The sequence below is a fragment of the Kitasatospora sp. NPDC058115 genome (assembly GCF_042884635.1).
Lineage (GTDB): Bacteria > Actinomycetota > Actinomycetes > Streptomycetales > Streptomycetaceae > Kitasatospora.
Window position 1 is genome coordinate 106,065 of record NZ_JBHVTL010000023.1, and the last position, 13,965, is coordinate 120,029.

A 13,965-nucleotide genomic window follows, 5' to 3' on the forward strand; every position below is an offset into this window, starting at 1 on the left:
CGCCCTCACCCGTCCGGCCCACTCCGGGTGCGGGGCGCCCGCCGGCGGTGGAAGGTGCTGGTGTCGCGCGTCCCCGGCGTCAGGAGATCTCCCGTGGTGAGTGTGGCCGAGCAGATGGTGGAGGTGCTCCGGCAGGCCGGGGTGGAACGGGTCCACGGCGTGGTCGGCGACAGCCTCAACCCCGTGGTGGACGCGATCCGCCGGGCCGAGGGCATCAGCTGGGTGCACGTCCGCAACGAGGAGGCCGGGGCCTTCGCGGCGGCCGCCGAGGCCGAGCTGACCGGCCGCCTCGCGGTCTGCGCCGGCTCCTGCGGCCCCGGCAACACCCACCTCGTCCAGGGTCTCTACGACGCCCAGCGCAGCGGCGTCCCCGTCCTCGCCCTCGCCTCGCACATCCCCTCCACCCAGATCGGCACCGGCTTCTTCCAGGAGACCCACCCCGAGCGGGTGTTCACCGACTGCAGCAGCTGGTGCGAGATGCTCTCCACGCCCGGTCAGCTGCCCCGGCTGCTGCGCGTCGCGATCCAGCACGCCCTCGGCGCGCGCGGCGTCTCCGTGCTGGCCTTCCCCGGTGACGTCGCCGCGCTCTCCGCCGCCCACCCGACCGGCACCAGCCACTTCCTCACCGAGCAGGCCGTCGCCGCCCCGCCCTGGTCCCAGGTGCAGGAGCTCGCCCGGGCGCTCAACGCCGCGCGCCGGGTCGCGTTGTTCTGCGGCGCGGGCGTGCGTGCGGCGCACGCCGAGGTGATGGAGCTCGCGGCGGTGCTGCACGCGCCGGTCGGCCACTCCCTGCGCGGCAAGGAGTGGATCCAGTACGACAATCCGTACGACGTCGGGATGAGCGGTCTGCTCGGCTACGGAGCCTGCCACGAGGCGCTGCACTCCGCCGACCTCGTCGTGCTGCTCGGCACCGACTTCCCGTACGACTCCTTCCTGCCGCAGGCCCGCACCGTCCAGGTCGACCACGACGCCACCCGGCTCGGCCGCCGCACCGCCCTGGACCTCGCGGTGCACGGCGACGTCTCCGCCACCCTGCGCGCCGTGCTGCCGCTGCTGGAGCAGAAGACCGACCGCTCCTTCCTCGACGACATGCTGCGCCGCCACTACCGCGCCCTGGAGGGGGTGGTCGGCGCGTACACCAAGGACATCGAGAAGCACCTGCCGATTCACCCCGAGTACGTGGCCTCGGTGCTGGACGAGGTGGCCGCCGACGACGCGGTGTTCACCGTCGACACCGGCATGAACAACGTCTGGGCCGCCCGCTACCTGCAGCCCAACGGCCGCCGCCGGGTGATCGGCTCCTTCCTGCACGGCTCGATGGCCAACGCGCTGCCGCACGCGATCGGCGCCCAGCTCGCCTTCCCCGGGCGGCAGGTGGTGGCGATGGCGGGCGACGGCGGCCTGTCGATGCTGCTCGGCGAGCTGCTGACGGTGGTCAAGCACCGCCTGCCGGTGAAGACGGTGGTCTTCAACAACGGCGCGCTCGGCATGATCAAGCTGGAGATGCTGGTCTCCGGCTACCCGGAGTCGGAGATCGACAACGGCGACGTCGACTACGCCGGGATCGCCCGCGCGATGGGCATCCCGGCCAAGCGGGTCACCGAGCCGGCCCGGGTGCGGGAGGTGCTGGCGGAGGCGCTGGAACGGCCAGGCCCGGCGCTGGTGGACGTGGTCACCGACCCGAACGCGCTGTCCATCCCGCCGCACATCACCGCCGCCCAGCTGAAGGGGTTCGCGCTGGCCGCCGGCCGCACGGTGCTGTCCGGCGGCGTCGGGCGGATGATCGACCTGGCCCGGTCCAACCTCAGGAACATCCCCCGCCCGTAGCGGCCCGACACCGGTCCTTGCCTGTGGGGCAAAAAAATTGCCCGGGCGGCACGCGAGGTGTCCACTGGACACATGACCACCAGCCCAGCCGGTCCGCCCGAGGCTCCCGCCGACGCCGTCCCCGCCGCCCCCGTGGGCGACCACGAGACGCAGGAGGTGGCCGGCCTCGCCGCCAGGCTGCGCGACCACCGGCTCAGCAGCCGCCTCACCCTGGAGGTCGCCGCCGCCCGGATCGGTCTGTCCCCAGCCTACTTGTCCCGGCTGGAGACCGGACGCCGGCAGCCCTCGCTGCCCGTCCTGCTCGGACTCGCCCGTGCCTACGGCACCTCCGTCTCCGGCCTGCTCGGCGAGACCTTCACCGAGCCGGACCCGGTGGTGCGCGGCGGCGCGATCGAGCCCGGCCGCGCCGGGGGCTGGGGCTACCGGCGCACCGGTGCGCCCGGCCGGGCGATGCAGGCGCTGCGCGTGCACGTCCCCCCGGGCGTGCAGGACGCCGTGGTCCGCGTCCACCCCGGCGAGGAGTGGCTGTACGTCCTCCAGGGCCGGCTGAAGCTGACCCTCGGCGAACGCGTCCACCTGCTGGAGGTGGGCGACTCCGCCCACTTCGACTCGCTCACCCCGCACTGCATCGCCGCCGACTCCTCGTCCGGGGTCGAACTGCTCTTCATGCACACCCTGCTGCAGAGCCCCGGCGGCGAACTCTGCCTCGGTGGCGGCCCCGCCGCCCCGCACCACTGACCCGACGTCAGGACAACCGGAGGAGAACCCCGATGGCCGAGACCGCCGCCACTCCCGCCCCGACCGCCGTGCCCGTCCCGGACACCAGGGCCGAGGACGCCCCGAAGACCATGGACGCGGGCAAGTGGGCCAACCGCCGCGTCTACCACCGCCTGGTGATCTACACCGCGGGCATCCACCTCTTCGCCGGCTTCATCATGCTGCTGTTCGAACTGGGCAGCCGCAACAAGTAGTCCCCGCTCCGCCCGCCCCCGGCCGCCGAGGCACCCGCCCGGCGGCCCCGGCCCGTCCCGGGCTCCTCACGCCGTGCGCAGCACCGCGCAGAGCGCGTCGAGGGCGGCGGGGAAGGCGTGCTCCGGCGGGGTGGCGTAGCCGACGACCAGGGCCGGGGCGGCGTCCGGGGCCGGGGTGTCACCGGCGAGGTACCAGCCGAGGCCGGTGAGGACCAGGCCGGCGGCGCGGGCCCGCTCCACCGACTCCGCCTCCGGGCGGGAGCCGGGCGGCAGTTCCAGCACGGCGTGCAGTCCGGCGGCGATCCCGGTGACCCGCACCCGCGGGGCGCGCTCGGCGAGCGCCGCGACCAGCCGGTCCCGGCGGCGCCGGTAGTGCAGCCGGCAGCGCCGCACGTGCCGGTCGTAGCGGCCGGAGGTGATCAGTTCGGCGAAGGTGAGCTGCTCGATCACCGGGCTCATGGTGTCCGCCCGGGCCTTGAGCCGGGCGACCGGTTCCACCAGTTCGTCGGGCAGCGCCAGCCAGGCCAGCCGCAGGCCGGGCGCCAGGCTCTTGGCGGCGGTGCCGCCGTACACCACCCGGTCCGGGTCGAGCGCCTGCATCGCGCCGAGCGGCTGCCGGTCGTAGCGGAACTCGCCGTCGTAGTCGTCCTCGATCACGTAGCCGTCGTGCTCGCGGGCCCACCGGACGGCGGCCGCCCGGCGGTCGGCGGCCAGCGCCGCGCCGGTCGGGAACTGGTGCGCCGGGGTGAGCAGCACCGCCCCCAGCCGGTCCGTCCCCAGGCGGTCCGTCCCCGGCCGGTCCGTCCGCCGCCGGCCCTCCCGTGCGCCCGTTCCCGCGCCCGACAGCTCCGCCAGCAGCTCCGTCCGCGCCCCGGAGCAGTCCAGCGGCAACGGTGCGAGAGCGAGCCCGGACGCCCGCAGGGTCTCCCGCTGCGGCGGCAGCCCGTACGCCTCGACGGCGACCCGCCCCGCCCCGCGCTCGCGCAGCGCGGCGGCCAGCAGGCCGAGGCCCTGACCGAAGCCCGCGCAGACCAGCAGCCGCTCCGGGTCGGTGCGCACGCCCCGCACCCGGGCCAGGTAGTCGGCGAGCGCCTGACGCAGCTCGATCCGCCCCAGCGGCGAGCCGTAGTCGAGGGCCTCGTGCGGGGCCACCGCCAGTGCCCGGCGGGCACTGGCCAGCCAGGCGCTGCGCGGGAACAGCGAGAGGTCCGGCCGCCCGGCGAGCAGGTCGTGCCGCCCGGTGGGGCGCCCGCCCGCCCGGACCTCCACGGCCCGCCCGGCGGGCCGGGGCGCGGCGCGTCCGGCGACCGTCGTCCCGGAGCCCTGCCGGGAGCTGAGCCAGCCCTCGGCGGTCAGCTGCCCGTACGCCTCGACGACGGTGTTCCGGGCGATCCCGAGGTCCTCGCCGAGCGCCCGGGAGGACGGCAGCCGGGTACCGGGCGCGAGCCGTCCGTCCTGGACGGCCGCGCGCAGCGCGTCCTCCAGCGCCGCACGCAGCCCGGACCCGGCGGCGCGCCGTTCGCCGAGGTCGAGGTGCAGGTCGCCGCCGAACGCGGTCCACGAAGCGGCGTCACGGGTGGTTCGGGGGCGGCTCATGGCGGGATTATCGCCGCAACCCCCGCGGACCCCGGATCTCCGATACATTGCGCCGGACGCACGATCGCGCTGGGGGTGGCGAACATGGCGTACCAGTACGGGAGTTCAGCGGTTCCGCCGCGAAGACGACGGCCCGGCCGGGGCGGCTGCCCGGCGGTTCTCCTGGTGCCGCTGTTCTGCGTGCTGCTGGGGTATCCGCTCGCCGTGCCGGTCGTGGTCCCCGCCCTGATGCGGGCGCAGACCCCGCCGCTGCACGCCACGCCCGGGCAGGTGGCGATCCTGGTCGGCATCGCGTACGCGGTCGCCCTGCTGGTGGACCGGTCGGCGGGCCGGCACCGGCGGCCCGTCGCCCGGTGGGTGGTGCCGGCGCGGGCGGCCGTGCTGACCGCCGCGTGCTCACTGGTCGCCCACCTGGTCGGCGCGTACCTCGTGCCGAAGGTCCTCGGCACCGGCCACGATCCGGCGGCGGCGAACGGCTACGCCCTGCAGTGCCTCCTGGTGGGCGTGTTCGCCTGGATCTGGCGGCTGGGCGTCCGGTCCTGGTCCGGTGACCCGGTGGAGCCGGTCCGGGCCCGCCGGACGGCCCCGGCCACGGACCGGGCCTCCTCCCGCACCGCCACCGTCGGCCGCCCGGCGGCGGGGGAGGTGTGGGTGGCGATGGTGCCGTTCCGGGACCGCGCGGAGGCGGCCCGGCACTACTGCGTGGTCGTCGGCGCCCGGGCCGGGTACGCGGAGGTCCTGCAGATCACCAGCAAGGACAAGGACCACCGCGACGACTACATCCGGATGGAGAACGAGGGCTGGGACCGCACCGGCAAGCCGTCCTGGGTGGAGATCGGGATGACGCCGCGCCGGGTGCCGTACGAGAGCTTCCTCTCCGACCACCCCCAGGGCCCGTGCCCGCCGCGGATCTGGCGGGAGATCCAGCGCCGCCAGGCCGCCCCGGGCGCGGCCCGCCCGCCGCGTCCGCCGCGCCCGCGTCCCTCCGGCGGCCCGTCCGCGCCCGCCCGCGGTCCGCGCCGCCCCTGAGGGCCCCGCTGCCGCGTCCTGGCCCGGGGGGCGGGCAGGATCCGTCCGTATCCGCGTCCGTGTCCGTGTCACGCCGAGCGGCTGGCGTCCGTCAAGGTACTGACGGATCCCGACGCGAAGGTGTGACGGATGAACGGGGAAGACTTCCTGGCCGAGCGCTTCGAGGAGCACCGGCCCCATCTGCGGGCGGTCGCCTACCGGATGCTCGGCTCGCTCAGCGAGGCCGAGGACGCCGTCCAGGAGACGTGGTTCAAACTGAGCCGCTCGGACGTCGGCGAGGTCGCCAACCTGGGCGGCTGGCTGACCACCGTGGCCGGCCGGGTCTGCCTGGACCTGCTGCGCTCCCGGGTCGCCCGGCGCGAGGACCCGCTGCAGGACCAGGACGGGCAGGTGGTCCGGCTGCCCGACCCGGTCATCGGGGGAACCCGGGGACCCGATCCGGAGCAGGAGATCCTGACGGCCGACTCGGTCGGCATCGCGCTGATGATCGTGCTGGAGACCCTGGCCCCGCCGGAACGGCTGGCATTCGTGCTGCACGACCTGTTCTCGGTGCCGTTCGACGAGATCGCCCCGATCCTCGGCCGCACCTCCGCCTCCACCCGCCAGCTCGCCAGCCGGGCCCGCCGCCGCGTCCAGGGCGCCGCCCCCGCGCCGGACGCCGACCTGGCGCTGCGCCGCGAGGTGGTGGAGGCGTTCCTGGCCGCCTCCCGCGGCGGGGACTTCGACGCCCTGCTCACCGTCCTCGACCCGGACGTGGTGGCCCGCTCCGACGGCGGCGCCCTGCGGCCGGCCACCTTCCGGCGCGGCGCGGCCGAGGTGGCGGCCGGGGCGAGCGCGTTCGGCACGCAGTTCGCCGGGGAGTCCCGCCCGGTGCTGGTCAACGGCGAACCGGCGGTGGCCGCCTTCGTGGACGGCCGCCCGGTCTCGCTCGCGGCGTTCACCGTGCGCGGCGGCAGGATCGTCGAGCTGACCATCTTCACCGACCCGGAGCGCCTGGAGCGCCTCGGCCTGTCGGCGGCCTGACGTCCTCCCGCCGCGCCTCCACCGGCCGCAGGGCCGCACCCCGCGGCCGGTGGAGCAGCCACCACAGCACCGTCCAGCAGACCGCGACGCCCAGGCAGGCCCCGGCCGTCATGGTCAGGTACAGCGGGTCGGTGGAGTGCCGGGCCGCGCTCAACGGCCCGCCCACGGCGATCACGGCGCCGAAGTACACGACGTTGAGGGTGAACGCGACGAGTCCGTGCCCGGTCTGCTCCAGCAGGGTCAGCGCGGTCAGCGCCAGCGCCGTGCAGCCGAACGACGGCCCGGCCAGCTGGAGGAAGCGCGCGGCCTGCCCGGCGGTGGCCGGGTCGTCGGAGAGCCGGGCGGCCAGCGGCGCGCCCGCCGTCCACAGCAGCGCCGTCACGGGGAGGTAGCAGCCGGCCGTCAGCAGCCCCCCGGTGCGCACGGCCCGCCGGGCGGCGGCCCGGTCGCCGGCCGCGCCCGCCTGGTTGACCAGGATCGCGACGGCGGAGCCGAAGCCCACGGCCGGGACGATCACCGCGCTCTGCAGCGTCGAGCCGAGGGTGAACCCGGCCACGGCGCCCGGGCCGAACGGGGTCACCACCCGCAGCAGCGCCAGGTTGACGGCGCAGAGCAGCAGGAACGAGGCGCCGACCGGCACGCCGACGGACACCACCGCCGCCCGCACCTCGCCCCGTCCGCCGCCGGTCGCGGGCCGGTCCGTCGGCGCCGTCCGGCGCAGCAGCCCCGCCCGTCGTAGCAGCCCTGCCCGTTGCAGCAGCCCCGCCCGTCGCAGCAGCAGCGCGCCGAGCAGCACCTCCACCACCCCGGCCCCCAGGGCCGAGACCGGCAGCGCCCGCAGCCCCCAGCCCGCCCCGAGCCCCAGTCCGCCGACCCCGGCCAGCAGCAGGCCCGCCGAGGTGAGCGTCAGCAGCAGCCCCCGCCCGGTGGCGCCGGAGCCGCGCAGCACGGCCGCGCACAGCTCGCCCAGCGCGCCGACCGCGTTCACCGCCACCATCGCGGCCAGGAAGACGCGGAACGGCGCCCGGTCGGCGGCCGGCACGTCGAGCAGCGCCCCCAGCGGCCCGGCGGCGGCCGCCACCACGGCGCCGCACACCAGGTAGCAGCACACGCCGATGCGGGCCGCGGCGGCGAGGTGACCGGGCAGCTCGGCACGCCGCCCGCTGCCGGCGGCGCGCGCGGCCACCACCTGGAGCGCGATCGAGAGCCCCGAGTTCAGCGCCACCAGCAGGAAGCCGACGGGCGTGTAGAGCGAGCGCAGGTAGAGCGCGTGCCCGCCGGCGGCCCCCAGCATCGCGGCCACCGCGAACTGCGCGCCGAGGGCGACGGCCTCGCTGAGCACGACGGGCGCGGCGAAGCCCGCGATCCGGCGCACGGTGGGCGGTGGTGCGGCCGTCCGTGTCATGGCTGTCCGCGTCATGGCCCCCCGCCCGTTCGCACGCTGTCCGCCGACGATGCCAAATTTCCGCCCCCGAACGGAAGACCGGACGCGCCCTTCCACCCTCCGCGGCGCGGTGCGGAAGGATGGCGAAGAAATTCTGCCGACGGATGTCGAGGCCTCGCGGCCCGCTCCGACCACGGGGTGGAGCGCGCCGCACGGGGCACGCGGGACGGGAGGACACCCGGGATGAAGTACGTCGCCATGATCTACGGCAACCAGGCCAAGTGGGACTCGTTCCCGGCCGAGGAGTGGCCGGCCGCGATCGCCAAGCAGGAGGCGTTCAACACCAAGTACCGCGAGAGCGGCGAACTGTTCGGCGCCTACGGCCTGGCCGACGCCGCCGCCGCCCAGCTGGTGCGGCGCGCGGACGGGCTCCCGGCGGTCACCGACGGGCCGTACCTGGAGACCAAGGAGTACCTGGCCAGCTTCTACCTGCTGGACTGCGAGAGTCTGGAGCGCGCCCAGGAGATCGCCGCCGACATGCCGTTCGCGGACGTCGAGCCGGTGGAGCTGTGGCCGATCCTGCACGAGTCCCCGGCCCCCTCGGCGGACGTGTGAGCGGCGTCGTACCGTCCGGCCCGGGCGGTCTGGAGGGTCTGCTGCGCGAACTCGCGCCGCAGGCCCTCGGGGCGTTGGTGCGCCGCTACGGGCGCGGGCAGTTCGACGCCTGCGAGGACGCCGTGCAGGAGGCGCTGCTCGCCGCCGCCACCCAGTGGCCGGCCGAGGGGGTGCCGGAGAACCCGCGCGGCTGGCTGGTGACGGTCGCCGGGCGGCGGCTGGCCGACGCGGTGCGCAGCGAGGTGGCCCGGCGGCGTCGCGAGGACGCGCTGGCCCTCGCCACCCCGCAGTCGGCGCTGCTCAGCCCGCCGCCGGACACGGCGTCCGCGTCCGGCCGGGACGACTCGCTGCACCTGCTGTTCCTCTGCTGCCACCCGGACCTGTCGGCGCCCAGCCGGATCGCGTTGACCCTGCGCTCCGTCGGCGGTCTGACGACGGCACAGATCGCGGCGGCGTTCCTGGTGCCGGAGGCGACGATGGCGCAGCGGATCAGCCGGGCGAAGCAGACCGTCCGGGCCGCCGGGCTGCCCGACCGGCGGCTCCCGGAACGGCTCTCCGACGTCCGCCAGGTGATCTACCTGATCTTCAACGAGGGCTACACGGCGAGCAACGGCGACGACCTCACCGCGCCCGCGCTGTCCGGCGAGGCGATCCGCCTGGCCCGTCTGCTCCTCCGGCTCGTCCCGGAGGACGCCGAGACGGCCGGGCTGCTCGCCCTGATGCTGCTCACCGATGCACGCCGACCGGCACGAACGGGGGCGGGCGGGGAGCTGGTGACGCTGGCGGAGCAGGACCGCTCGCTGTGGGACCCGGCCCTCGTCGAGGAGGGTGTCGAGCTGATCAGCCGTACGCTGCCGCGCGGCCAGGTGGGGCCGTACCAGGTCCAGGCGGCGATCGCGGCGGTGCACGACGAGGCGCCGGACGCCGAGTCGACGGACTGGCCGCAGATCCTGGCGCTCTACGACCTGCTGGTCCGGTTCGGCGACAACCCCTTCATCGCCCTCAACCGGGCGGTGGCGCTGGCGATGGTCCGGGGTCCGCAGGCCGGGCTGGCGGCCCTCGCCCCGCTGGAGGCGGACCAGCGGTTCGCCCGCCACCACCGCCTCTTCGCCACCCGTGCCCACTTCCTGGAACTCCTCGGCGACCCCACGGCGCCGACCGTCTACCGCGAAGCCGCCCGCCGCGCGACCAGCGCCCCGGAACGCCGGCACCTCACCGAACACGCCCGCCGTCTGGAGGCGGGCGCCGCACACCGGAGGAACGCATGACCCAACTCCTGCGGGTCCAGAACTTCAACGTCTCGGCCGACGGCATCGCCGCCGGCGCCAGTGAGGACCAGAGCCTGGAGCGCCCGTTCGGCCTCGACGGCCCCGAGCGGCTGTTCTCCTGGGCCGGCGCCACGGCGAGCTGGCCGATGCGCACCGACCCGGGCGGCAGCCGCGGCCTCGACGACTACCTCACCCGCGACTACCCGCGGAACATCGGCGCCGAGATCATGGGCCGCAACAAGTTCGGCCCCCAGCGCGGCCCCTGGCAGGACCACGAGTGGCAGGGCTGGTGGGGGGACCGGCCCCCGTTCCGCACCCCGGTCTTCGTCCTGACCCACCACGCGAGGCCGTCGATCACCCTGTCGGACACCACCTTCCACTTCGTCGAGGGCGACCCGGCCGAGGTGCTCGCACAGGCGAAGGAGGCCGCCCAGGGCAAGGACGTCCGTCTGGGCGGAGGGGTGAGCACCATCCGGCAGTTCCTCGACGCCGACCTCGTGGACACCCTGCACATCGCCGTCTCCCCCCTGGAACTCGGCTCGGGCCGGCGCCTGTGGGACTCCCCGGACGACCTGCGCGACCGCTTCCACGTCGACGTCGTCCCCAGCCCGAGCGGCGTGACCCACCACCTCTTCTGGCGGAAGTAGCGGGAGAGGAGCGGCGCCCCCGGGAGGACCGCGTACCTCCCGGGGGCGCCTACAACCCCGATGTCGGCAACCCGTCGTGGAGGTAGCGGACCCGCCCATCGTCGAGCGCGCGGAGGGCCGCGCCGAAGCGCTTGCGCAGGCGCGGCCGGAGCAGCGCCGGTATCTCGCCGACCGGAAGGAACACGGCCTCCGCGAGTTCACCGTCGAGGGGTTCGATGCCTGCCTCGTCGGTGTCACCGACGAGGCAAGCGGAAAAGATGAAGGCGAGCTGGTCATCCCAAGGCCCGTGCGGCGGAACCCAGTCGACCACGAGCAGACCGCCGATCGCGATCTCAACGCCTAGCTCCTCGCGCAGCTCCCGGACCGCCGCTTCATGCGGAGGCTCGTTGGCTTCCACCATCCCGCCAGGAAGGTCCCACCCCTCCTTGTAGGTGGGGTCGACAACGAGCACCCGCCCAGCGGCATCCCGGAGAATCACATCCGCCGCCACCCGCTTCCGAGCCTGCCTCGCGTTCCCCTCCGCGAGGTAGGCGTTCCAGGCGACCGGGTCGGTGGGTGATGGATTCATGAGGTGCCTCCCCGAGTTTGCGGGATCATGACGTCGGCGAGCAGAAGCATCCTTGCCCTGTGCGTCTCATCGAATCGTGCCAGGAAATCCTCCACTGGACGGTAGTCGCGGTGGCCCGCGAGAAGTTGCCGATCGTCCACGACCGCCGGACCCACCGCACCGGCGTCTACATGGACACCATCGGTGGACGCCTCTACCTCCGCCCGGTCGGCGGCGGCATCGAGTGGACGACCCGCCCCGAATACGTCTCCCTCACCCCGCCCCGCAGTCAGGCCACCACCCCGTGAGCCGCCCCCGACCCCCGAGGGCACTCCTCCTCGCCACCTCGGCCGCCTCCGTGGCGGCCGGCGCGGCGATGGCCGCCCTCGCCACCCGCCCGCTCCGCCCCCACACCCCGGGTGCGGCGAACCTCCTCTTCCTCCTGCTCCTCTGCGCGGCGACCCTCCTCACCAACTCCGCCCTCGCCCGCGCCCTCCACCACTACTGGCACACCCACCCCAACTGACCGCTCGCCCGGCGCAGGAAGTCGGCCCGTCCGACTTCCTGCGCCGAGATTAGCCAGGCAGGCTTCGTCTTTGTCCGCGTACTTCATCGCTGCTGGCGCGCTTGCCGCAACTGATGCTCGCCCGGCGTAGGAAGTCGGCCCGTCCGACTTCCTGCGCTGCTCGGGCTCCGCCCTTGCTCATGGTCTCCGCCGTAGCCGGCAGCTTGTCTGGCGTGGGAAGTCGGCCCGTCCGACTTCCCAGGCCGTCCACCGACCGGTGGACGGCAGGTTCCACCGGGCGGGCGTGCCGCGAGCCGGCTCCGGTTGCGGAGGATCGGCGGTATGAATCAACTCCCCGTGCGGATGGCCCGTTGGAGCGCCCGGCATGCCCGGACCGCCATCGTCGGCTGGTTCGTCTTCGTCGTCCTCTGCCTCGGCGCCGGGATCGCCGTCGGCACCAACGAGGCCACCAGCGAGGACTACCGGGTCGGCGAGGCCGGGCGTGCCGAGGCGATCGCCGCCCAGGGAGGACTGGAACGAAAGCCCGTCGAACACATCCTCATCCGCCCCGCCTCCGGGAAGCTGGACGCGACCGCCGCCACCGCCGCGGCCCAGGACATCACCACCCGCATGCGCGCACTGCCCGAGGTGGCCGAGGTCGCCGACCCCGTGCGGTCACCGGACGGCGAGGCCGTCCGGGTCTCCGTGGTCCTGAAGGGGCCCGAGCTCGAAGGAAAGAAGAACGTCGTCCCGCTCCTCGACCAGACCGCGAAGGCGCAGGCCGCCCACCCCGGGCTGATCATCGAGGAGACCGGCTCGCCCTCCATCAGCAAGGGCGTCAACGAGCAGCGCGGGAAGGACCTCGCGCTCTCCGAGCGCCTCACGCTCCCGGTGACGCTCGTGACCCTGCTGCTGGTCTTCGGCTCGGTGGTGATGGCCTGTGTGCCGCTGCTGCTCGCGCTCTCCTCCATCGCCGCCGCCCTGGGCCTGTCGATGCTGGCCTCGCACCTGGTCCCCGACGCCGGGGTCGGGACCAACATGATCCTGCTCATCGGACTGGCCGTGGGCGTCGACTACACCCTCTTCCACCTGGAGCGCGAACGCGAGGAGCGGGCCCGCAGCGGCGGGCGGCTCGCGCCGGAGGCGCTGGTGGAGTTGGCGGCCGCCACCGCGGGGCGGGCCGTCGTCGTCTCCGGTCTGGCCGTGATCGTCTCCACCGCCACCCTCTACCTGGCCTCCGACGTCATCTTCTCCTCCCTCGCGACGGGCACGATCCTGGTCGTGGCGGTCGCCGTGGCGAGTTCGCTCACCGTGCTGCCCGCCCTGCTGGTGACGATCGGCCGCCGCGCCGAACGCCGCGCCGAACGCCGCGCCGAACGCAGGACCAAGGGCCGGGCGAAGCGCACGGCGGACGGCCCGGGCCGCCTGGCCGGCGCCCTGCTCCGCCCCGCGCAGCGGCACCCCGCGCTCACCCTCTGCCTCTCGACCCTCCTCATGCTCGGCCTGGCCGCGCCCGCCCTCGGCCTGCGGCTCGTCGACCCCGGCAGGGACACCTTCTCCCGCGACATCCACGCGATGCGGGTCCACGACCGCCTCACCCACGCCTTCCCCGAGCTCCTGACCAGGCACGAGGTCGTCACCCGCGCCGCCCCCGAGCGGGCCGCCGAGGTGAAGCGGGCGCTGGCGGACCTCGGCCGGCGCGCCCAGGCCGACCCGCTCTTCGCCGGAGCCACCACCGCCGAACCGGTGCTGCGCCACTCCGCCGACGGCCGGGTCACCGTGCTGGAACTGGCCGTCCCGTTCCCCGCCTCCTCCTCCCAGGCGATCGCCTCCCTCGACCACCTCCGCCGGACCCACCTGCCCGCCACCGTCGGCTCGTTGGCCGGTGCGGAGAGCGCGGTGAGCGGGGACGTGGCCCGGGGCCGCGACTACGTGGCCCACGAGCGCGGGACACTGCCCCTGGTCATCGGCCTCCTGCTGCTGGCCACCTTCCTGATGACCCTCCGGGCGTTCCGCTCGCCGGTCCTCGGCCTGCTCGGCGTCGTTCTCAACCTGCTGTCCGCCGCGGCCTCGTTGGGCCTGCTGGTCGTGGTCTTCCAGGGGACCTGGGCCGAGGGCCTGCTCGCCTTCGACTCGCTCGGCGCGATCGCCTCCCGGGTGCCGCTGTTCCTCTTCGTGATCCTGTTCGGCCTGTCGATGGACTACCAGGTGTTCGTGGTCAGCCGGATCCAGGAGTTCGTGCGCGCCGGGATGCCGGCCCGCGAGGCGGTCCTCGCCGGGATCGGCCGGTCGGCCAGGGTGGTCACCAGCGCGGCGGCCGTGATGGTGACGGTGTTCGGGGCCTTCGTCGCCCTGCACCTCACCGAGATGAAGCAGATGGGCTTCTGCCTGGCCGTGGCCGTGCTGCTGGACGCCGTGGTGGTCCGGCTCATGGTGCTGCCCTCGGCCCTGCTGCTGCTCCGCGACACGGCCTGGTGGCCGCCGCGGCGCCCCCGCCCGCGTCCTCGCCCCCGTCCCCGCCCGCGCTCCCGGCAGGCGCTCGTAGGCTGATCG

General features: G+C 74.9%; 14 protein-coding genes. 11 read left to right on the top strand and 3 right to left on the bottom strand.

Features of this window, described 5'->3' with window-relative positions:
* Window positions 1-114: 114 nt before the first annotated feature.
* The 3 genes from ACFVVL_RS24305 (at window position 115) to ACFVVL_RS24315 (ending at window position 2,798) form a co-directional block, all read left to right on the top strand.
* Window positions 115-1,827, top strand: coding sequence for a pyruvate dehydrogenase (locus ACFVVL_RS24305; RefSeq protein ID WP_380291052.1), 1,713 nt, complete (start codon window positions 115-117; stop codon window positions 1,825-1,827).
* A gap of 72 nt (window positions 1,828-1,899) precedes the next feature.
* Complete coding sequence (locus ACFVVL_RS24310) at window positions 1,900-2,565, top strand: helix-turn-helix domain-containing protein (RefSeq protein ID WP_380291008.1); 666 nt, start codon at window positions 1,900-1,902, stop codon at window positions 2,563-2,565.
* A 32-nt stretch (window positions 2,566-2,597) separates the two neighbouring features.
* A complete protein-coding gene (locus tag ACFVVL_RS24315) occupies window positions 2,598-2,798 on the top strand; it encodes a DUF6126 family protein (RefSeq protein WP_380291006.1) in 201 nt (66 codons plus the stop codon).
* Between the two features lie 66 nt (window positions 2,799-2,864).
* Here the strand turns inward: ACFVVL_RS24315 and ACFVVL_RS24320 are convergent, their stop codons facing one another.
* Window positions 2,865-4,394 carry a PLP-dependent aminotransferase family protein gene (locus ACFVVL_RS24320; protein ID WP_387678542.1) on the bottom strand — a complete coding sequence of 510 codons (1,530 nt, stop codon included), beginning with the start codon at window positions 4,392-4,394 and terminating at the stop codon, window positions 2,865-2,867.
* An 84-nt stretch (window positions 4,395-4,478) separates the two neighbouring features.
* On the opposite strand from ACFVVL_RS24320, the gene ACFVVL_RS24325 reads away from it, so the two are divergent.
* Together ACFVVL_RS24325 and ACFVVL_RS24330 are read left to right on the top strand one after the other, a co-directional pair.
* Window positions 4,479-5,423, top strand: a complete 945-nt coding sequence (locus ACFVVL_RS24325) for a hypothetical protein (protein ID WP_387678545.1) — start codon at window positions 4,479-4,481, stop codon at window positions 5,421-5,423.
* 129 nt (window positions 5,424-5,552) lie between these two features.
* Window positions 5,553-6,446, top strand: a complete 894-nt coding sequence (locus ACFVVL_RS24330) for a sigma-70 family RNA polymerase sigma factor (RefSeq protein ID WP_380291000.1) — start codon at window positions 5,553-5,555, stop codon at window positions 6,444-6,446.
* On the opposite strand, the gene ACFVVL_RS24335 is transcribed toward ACFVVL_RS24330, so the two are convergent.
* Window positions 6,400-7,851: an MATE family efflux transporter gene (locus tag ACFVVL_RS24335; RefSeq protein WP_387678548.1), complete on the bottom strand. Its 1,452-nt coding sequence runs from the start codon at window positions 7,849-7,851 to the stop codon at window positions 6,400-6,402. The genes ACFVVL_RS24330 and ACFVVL_RS24335 overlap by 47 nt on opposite strands.
* 222 nt (window positions 7,852-8,073) lie before the next feature.
* Between ACFVVL_RS24335 and ACFVVL_RS24340 the strand changes: the two genes are divergently transcribed.
* From ACFVVL_RS24340 to ACFVVL_RS24350, 3 genes are read left to right on the top strand one after another with little or no spacing between them, the layout of a single operon-like run.
* Complete coding sequence (locus ACFVVL_RS24340) at window positions 8,074-8,445, top strand: YciI family protein (protein ID WP_380290996.1); 372 nt, start codon at window positions 8,074-8,076, stop codon at window positions 8,443-8,445.
* Complete coding sequence (locus ACFVVL_RS24345; RefSeq protein ID WP_387678551.1) at window positions 8,442-9,713, top strand: RNA polymerase sigma factor; 1,272 nt, start codon at window positions 8,442-8,444, stop codon at window positions 9,711-9,713. The genes ACFVVL_RS24340 and ACFVVL_RS24345 overlap by 4 nt, the downstream gene beginning before the upstream one ends.
* Window positions 9,710-10,360, top strand: coding sequence for a dihydrofolate reductase family protein (locus tag ACFVVL_RS24350; RefSeq protein WP_387678554.1), 651 nt, complete (start codon window positions 9,710-9,712; stop codon window positions 10,358-10,360). Before ACFVVL_RS24345 ends, ACFVVL_RS24350 begins: the two co-directional genes overlap by 4 nt.
* Before the next feature lie 49 nt (window positions 10,361-10,409).
* Here the strand turns inward: ACFVVL_RS24350 and ACFVVL_RS24355 are convergent, their stop codons facing one another.
* A complete protein-coding gene (locus ACFVVL_RS24355; RefSeq protein ID WP_387678557.1) occupies window positions 10,410-10,928 on the bottom strand; it encodes an NUDIX domain-containing protein in 519 nt (172 codons plus the stop codon).
* Window positions 10,929-10,987: 59 nt separating this feature from the next.
* On the opposite strand from ACFVVL_RS24355, the gene ACFVVL_RS24360 reads away from it, so the two are divergent.
* The 3 genes from ACFVVL_RS24360 to ACFVVL_RS24370 all read left to right on the top strand — a co-directional run bounded on the left by ACFVVL_RS24360 (window position 10,988) and on the right by ACFVVL_RS24370 (window position 13,962).
* A complete protein-coding gene (locus ACFVVL_RS24360) occupies window positions 10,988-11,215 on the top strand; it encodes a hypothetical protein (RefSeq protein WP_380290988.1) in 228 nt (75 codons plus the stop codon).
* Window positions 11,212-11,433 (top strand): hypothetical protein, encoded by a 222-nt coding sequence (locus tag ACFVVL_RS24365; protein WP_380290986.1) that lies wholly within the window; start codon window positions 11,212-11,214, stop codon window positions 11,431-11,433. Before ACFVVL_RS24360 ends, ACFVVL_RS24365 begins: the two co-directional genes overlap by 4 nt.
* A 321-nt stretch (window positions 11,434-11,754) precedes the next feature.
* Window positions 11,755-13,962: an MMPL family transporter gene (locus ACFVVL_RS24370; RefSeq protein WP_387678560.1), complete on the top strand. Its 2,208-nt coding sequence runs from the start codon at window positions 11,755-11,757 to the stop codon at window positions 13,960-13,962.
* Window positions 13,963-13,965: the final 3 nt, after the last annotated feature.

Excerpts from the sequence above, each read along its gene's own strand:
- ACFVVL_RS24305 (WP_380291052.1), top strand. The coding sequence starts at position 115 with ATGGTGGAGGTGCTCCGGCAGGCCGGGGTGGAACGGGTCCACGGCGTG.
- ACFVVL_RS24310 (WP_380291008.1), top strand. The coding sequence starts at position 1,900 with ATGACCACCAGCCCAGCCGGTCCGCCCGAGGCTCCCGCCGACGCCGTC.
- ACFVVL_RS24315 (WP_380291006.1), top strand. The coding sequence starts at position 2,598 with ATGGCCGAGACCGCCGCCACTCCCGCCCCGACCGCCGTGCCCGTCCCG.
- ACFVVL_RS24320 (WP_387678542.1), bottom strand. The coding sequence starts at position 4,394 with ATGAGCCGCCCCCGAACCACCCGTGACGCCGCTTCGTGGACCGCGTTC.
- ACFVVL_RS24325 (WP_387678545.1), top strand. The coding sequence starts at position 4,479 with ATGGCGTACCAGTACGGGAGTTCAGCGGTTCCGCCGCGAAGACGACGG.
- ACFVVL_RS24330 (WP_380291000.1), top strand. The coding sequence starts at position 5,553 with ATGAACGGGGAAGACTTCCTGGCCGAGCGCTTCGAGGAGCACCGGCCC.
- ACFVVL_RS24335 (WP_387678548.1), bottom strand. The coding sequence starts at position 7,851 with ATGACACGGACGGCCGCACCACCGCCCACCGTGCGCCGGATCGCGGGC.
- ACFVVL_RS24340 (WP_380290996.1), top strand. The coding sequence starts at position 8,074 with ATGAAGTACGTCGCCATGATCTACGGCAACCAGGCCAAGTGGGACTCG.
- ACFVVL_RS24350 (WP_387678554.1), top strand. The coding sequence starts at position 9,710 with ATGACCCAACTCCTGCGGGTCCAGAACTTCAACGTCTCGGCCGACGGC.
- ACFVVL_RS24355 (WP_387678557.1), bottom strand. The coding sequence starts at position 10,928 with ATGAATCCATCACCCACCGACCCGGTCGCCTGGAACGCCTACCTCGCG.
- ACFVVL_RS24370 (WP_387678560.1), top strand. The coding sequence starts at position 11,755 with ATGAATCAACTCCCCGTGCGGATGGCCCGTTGGAGCGCCCGGCATGCC.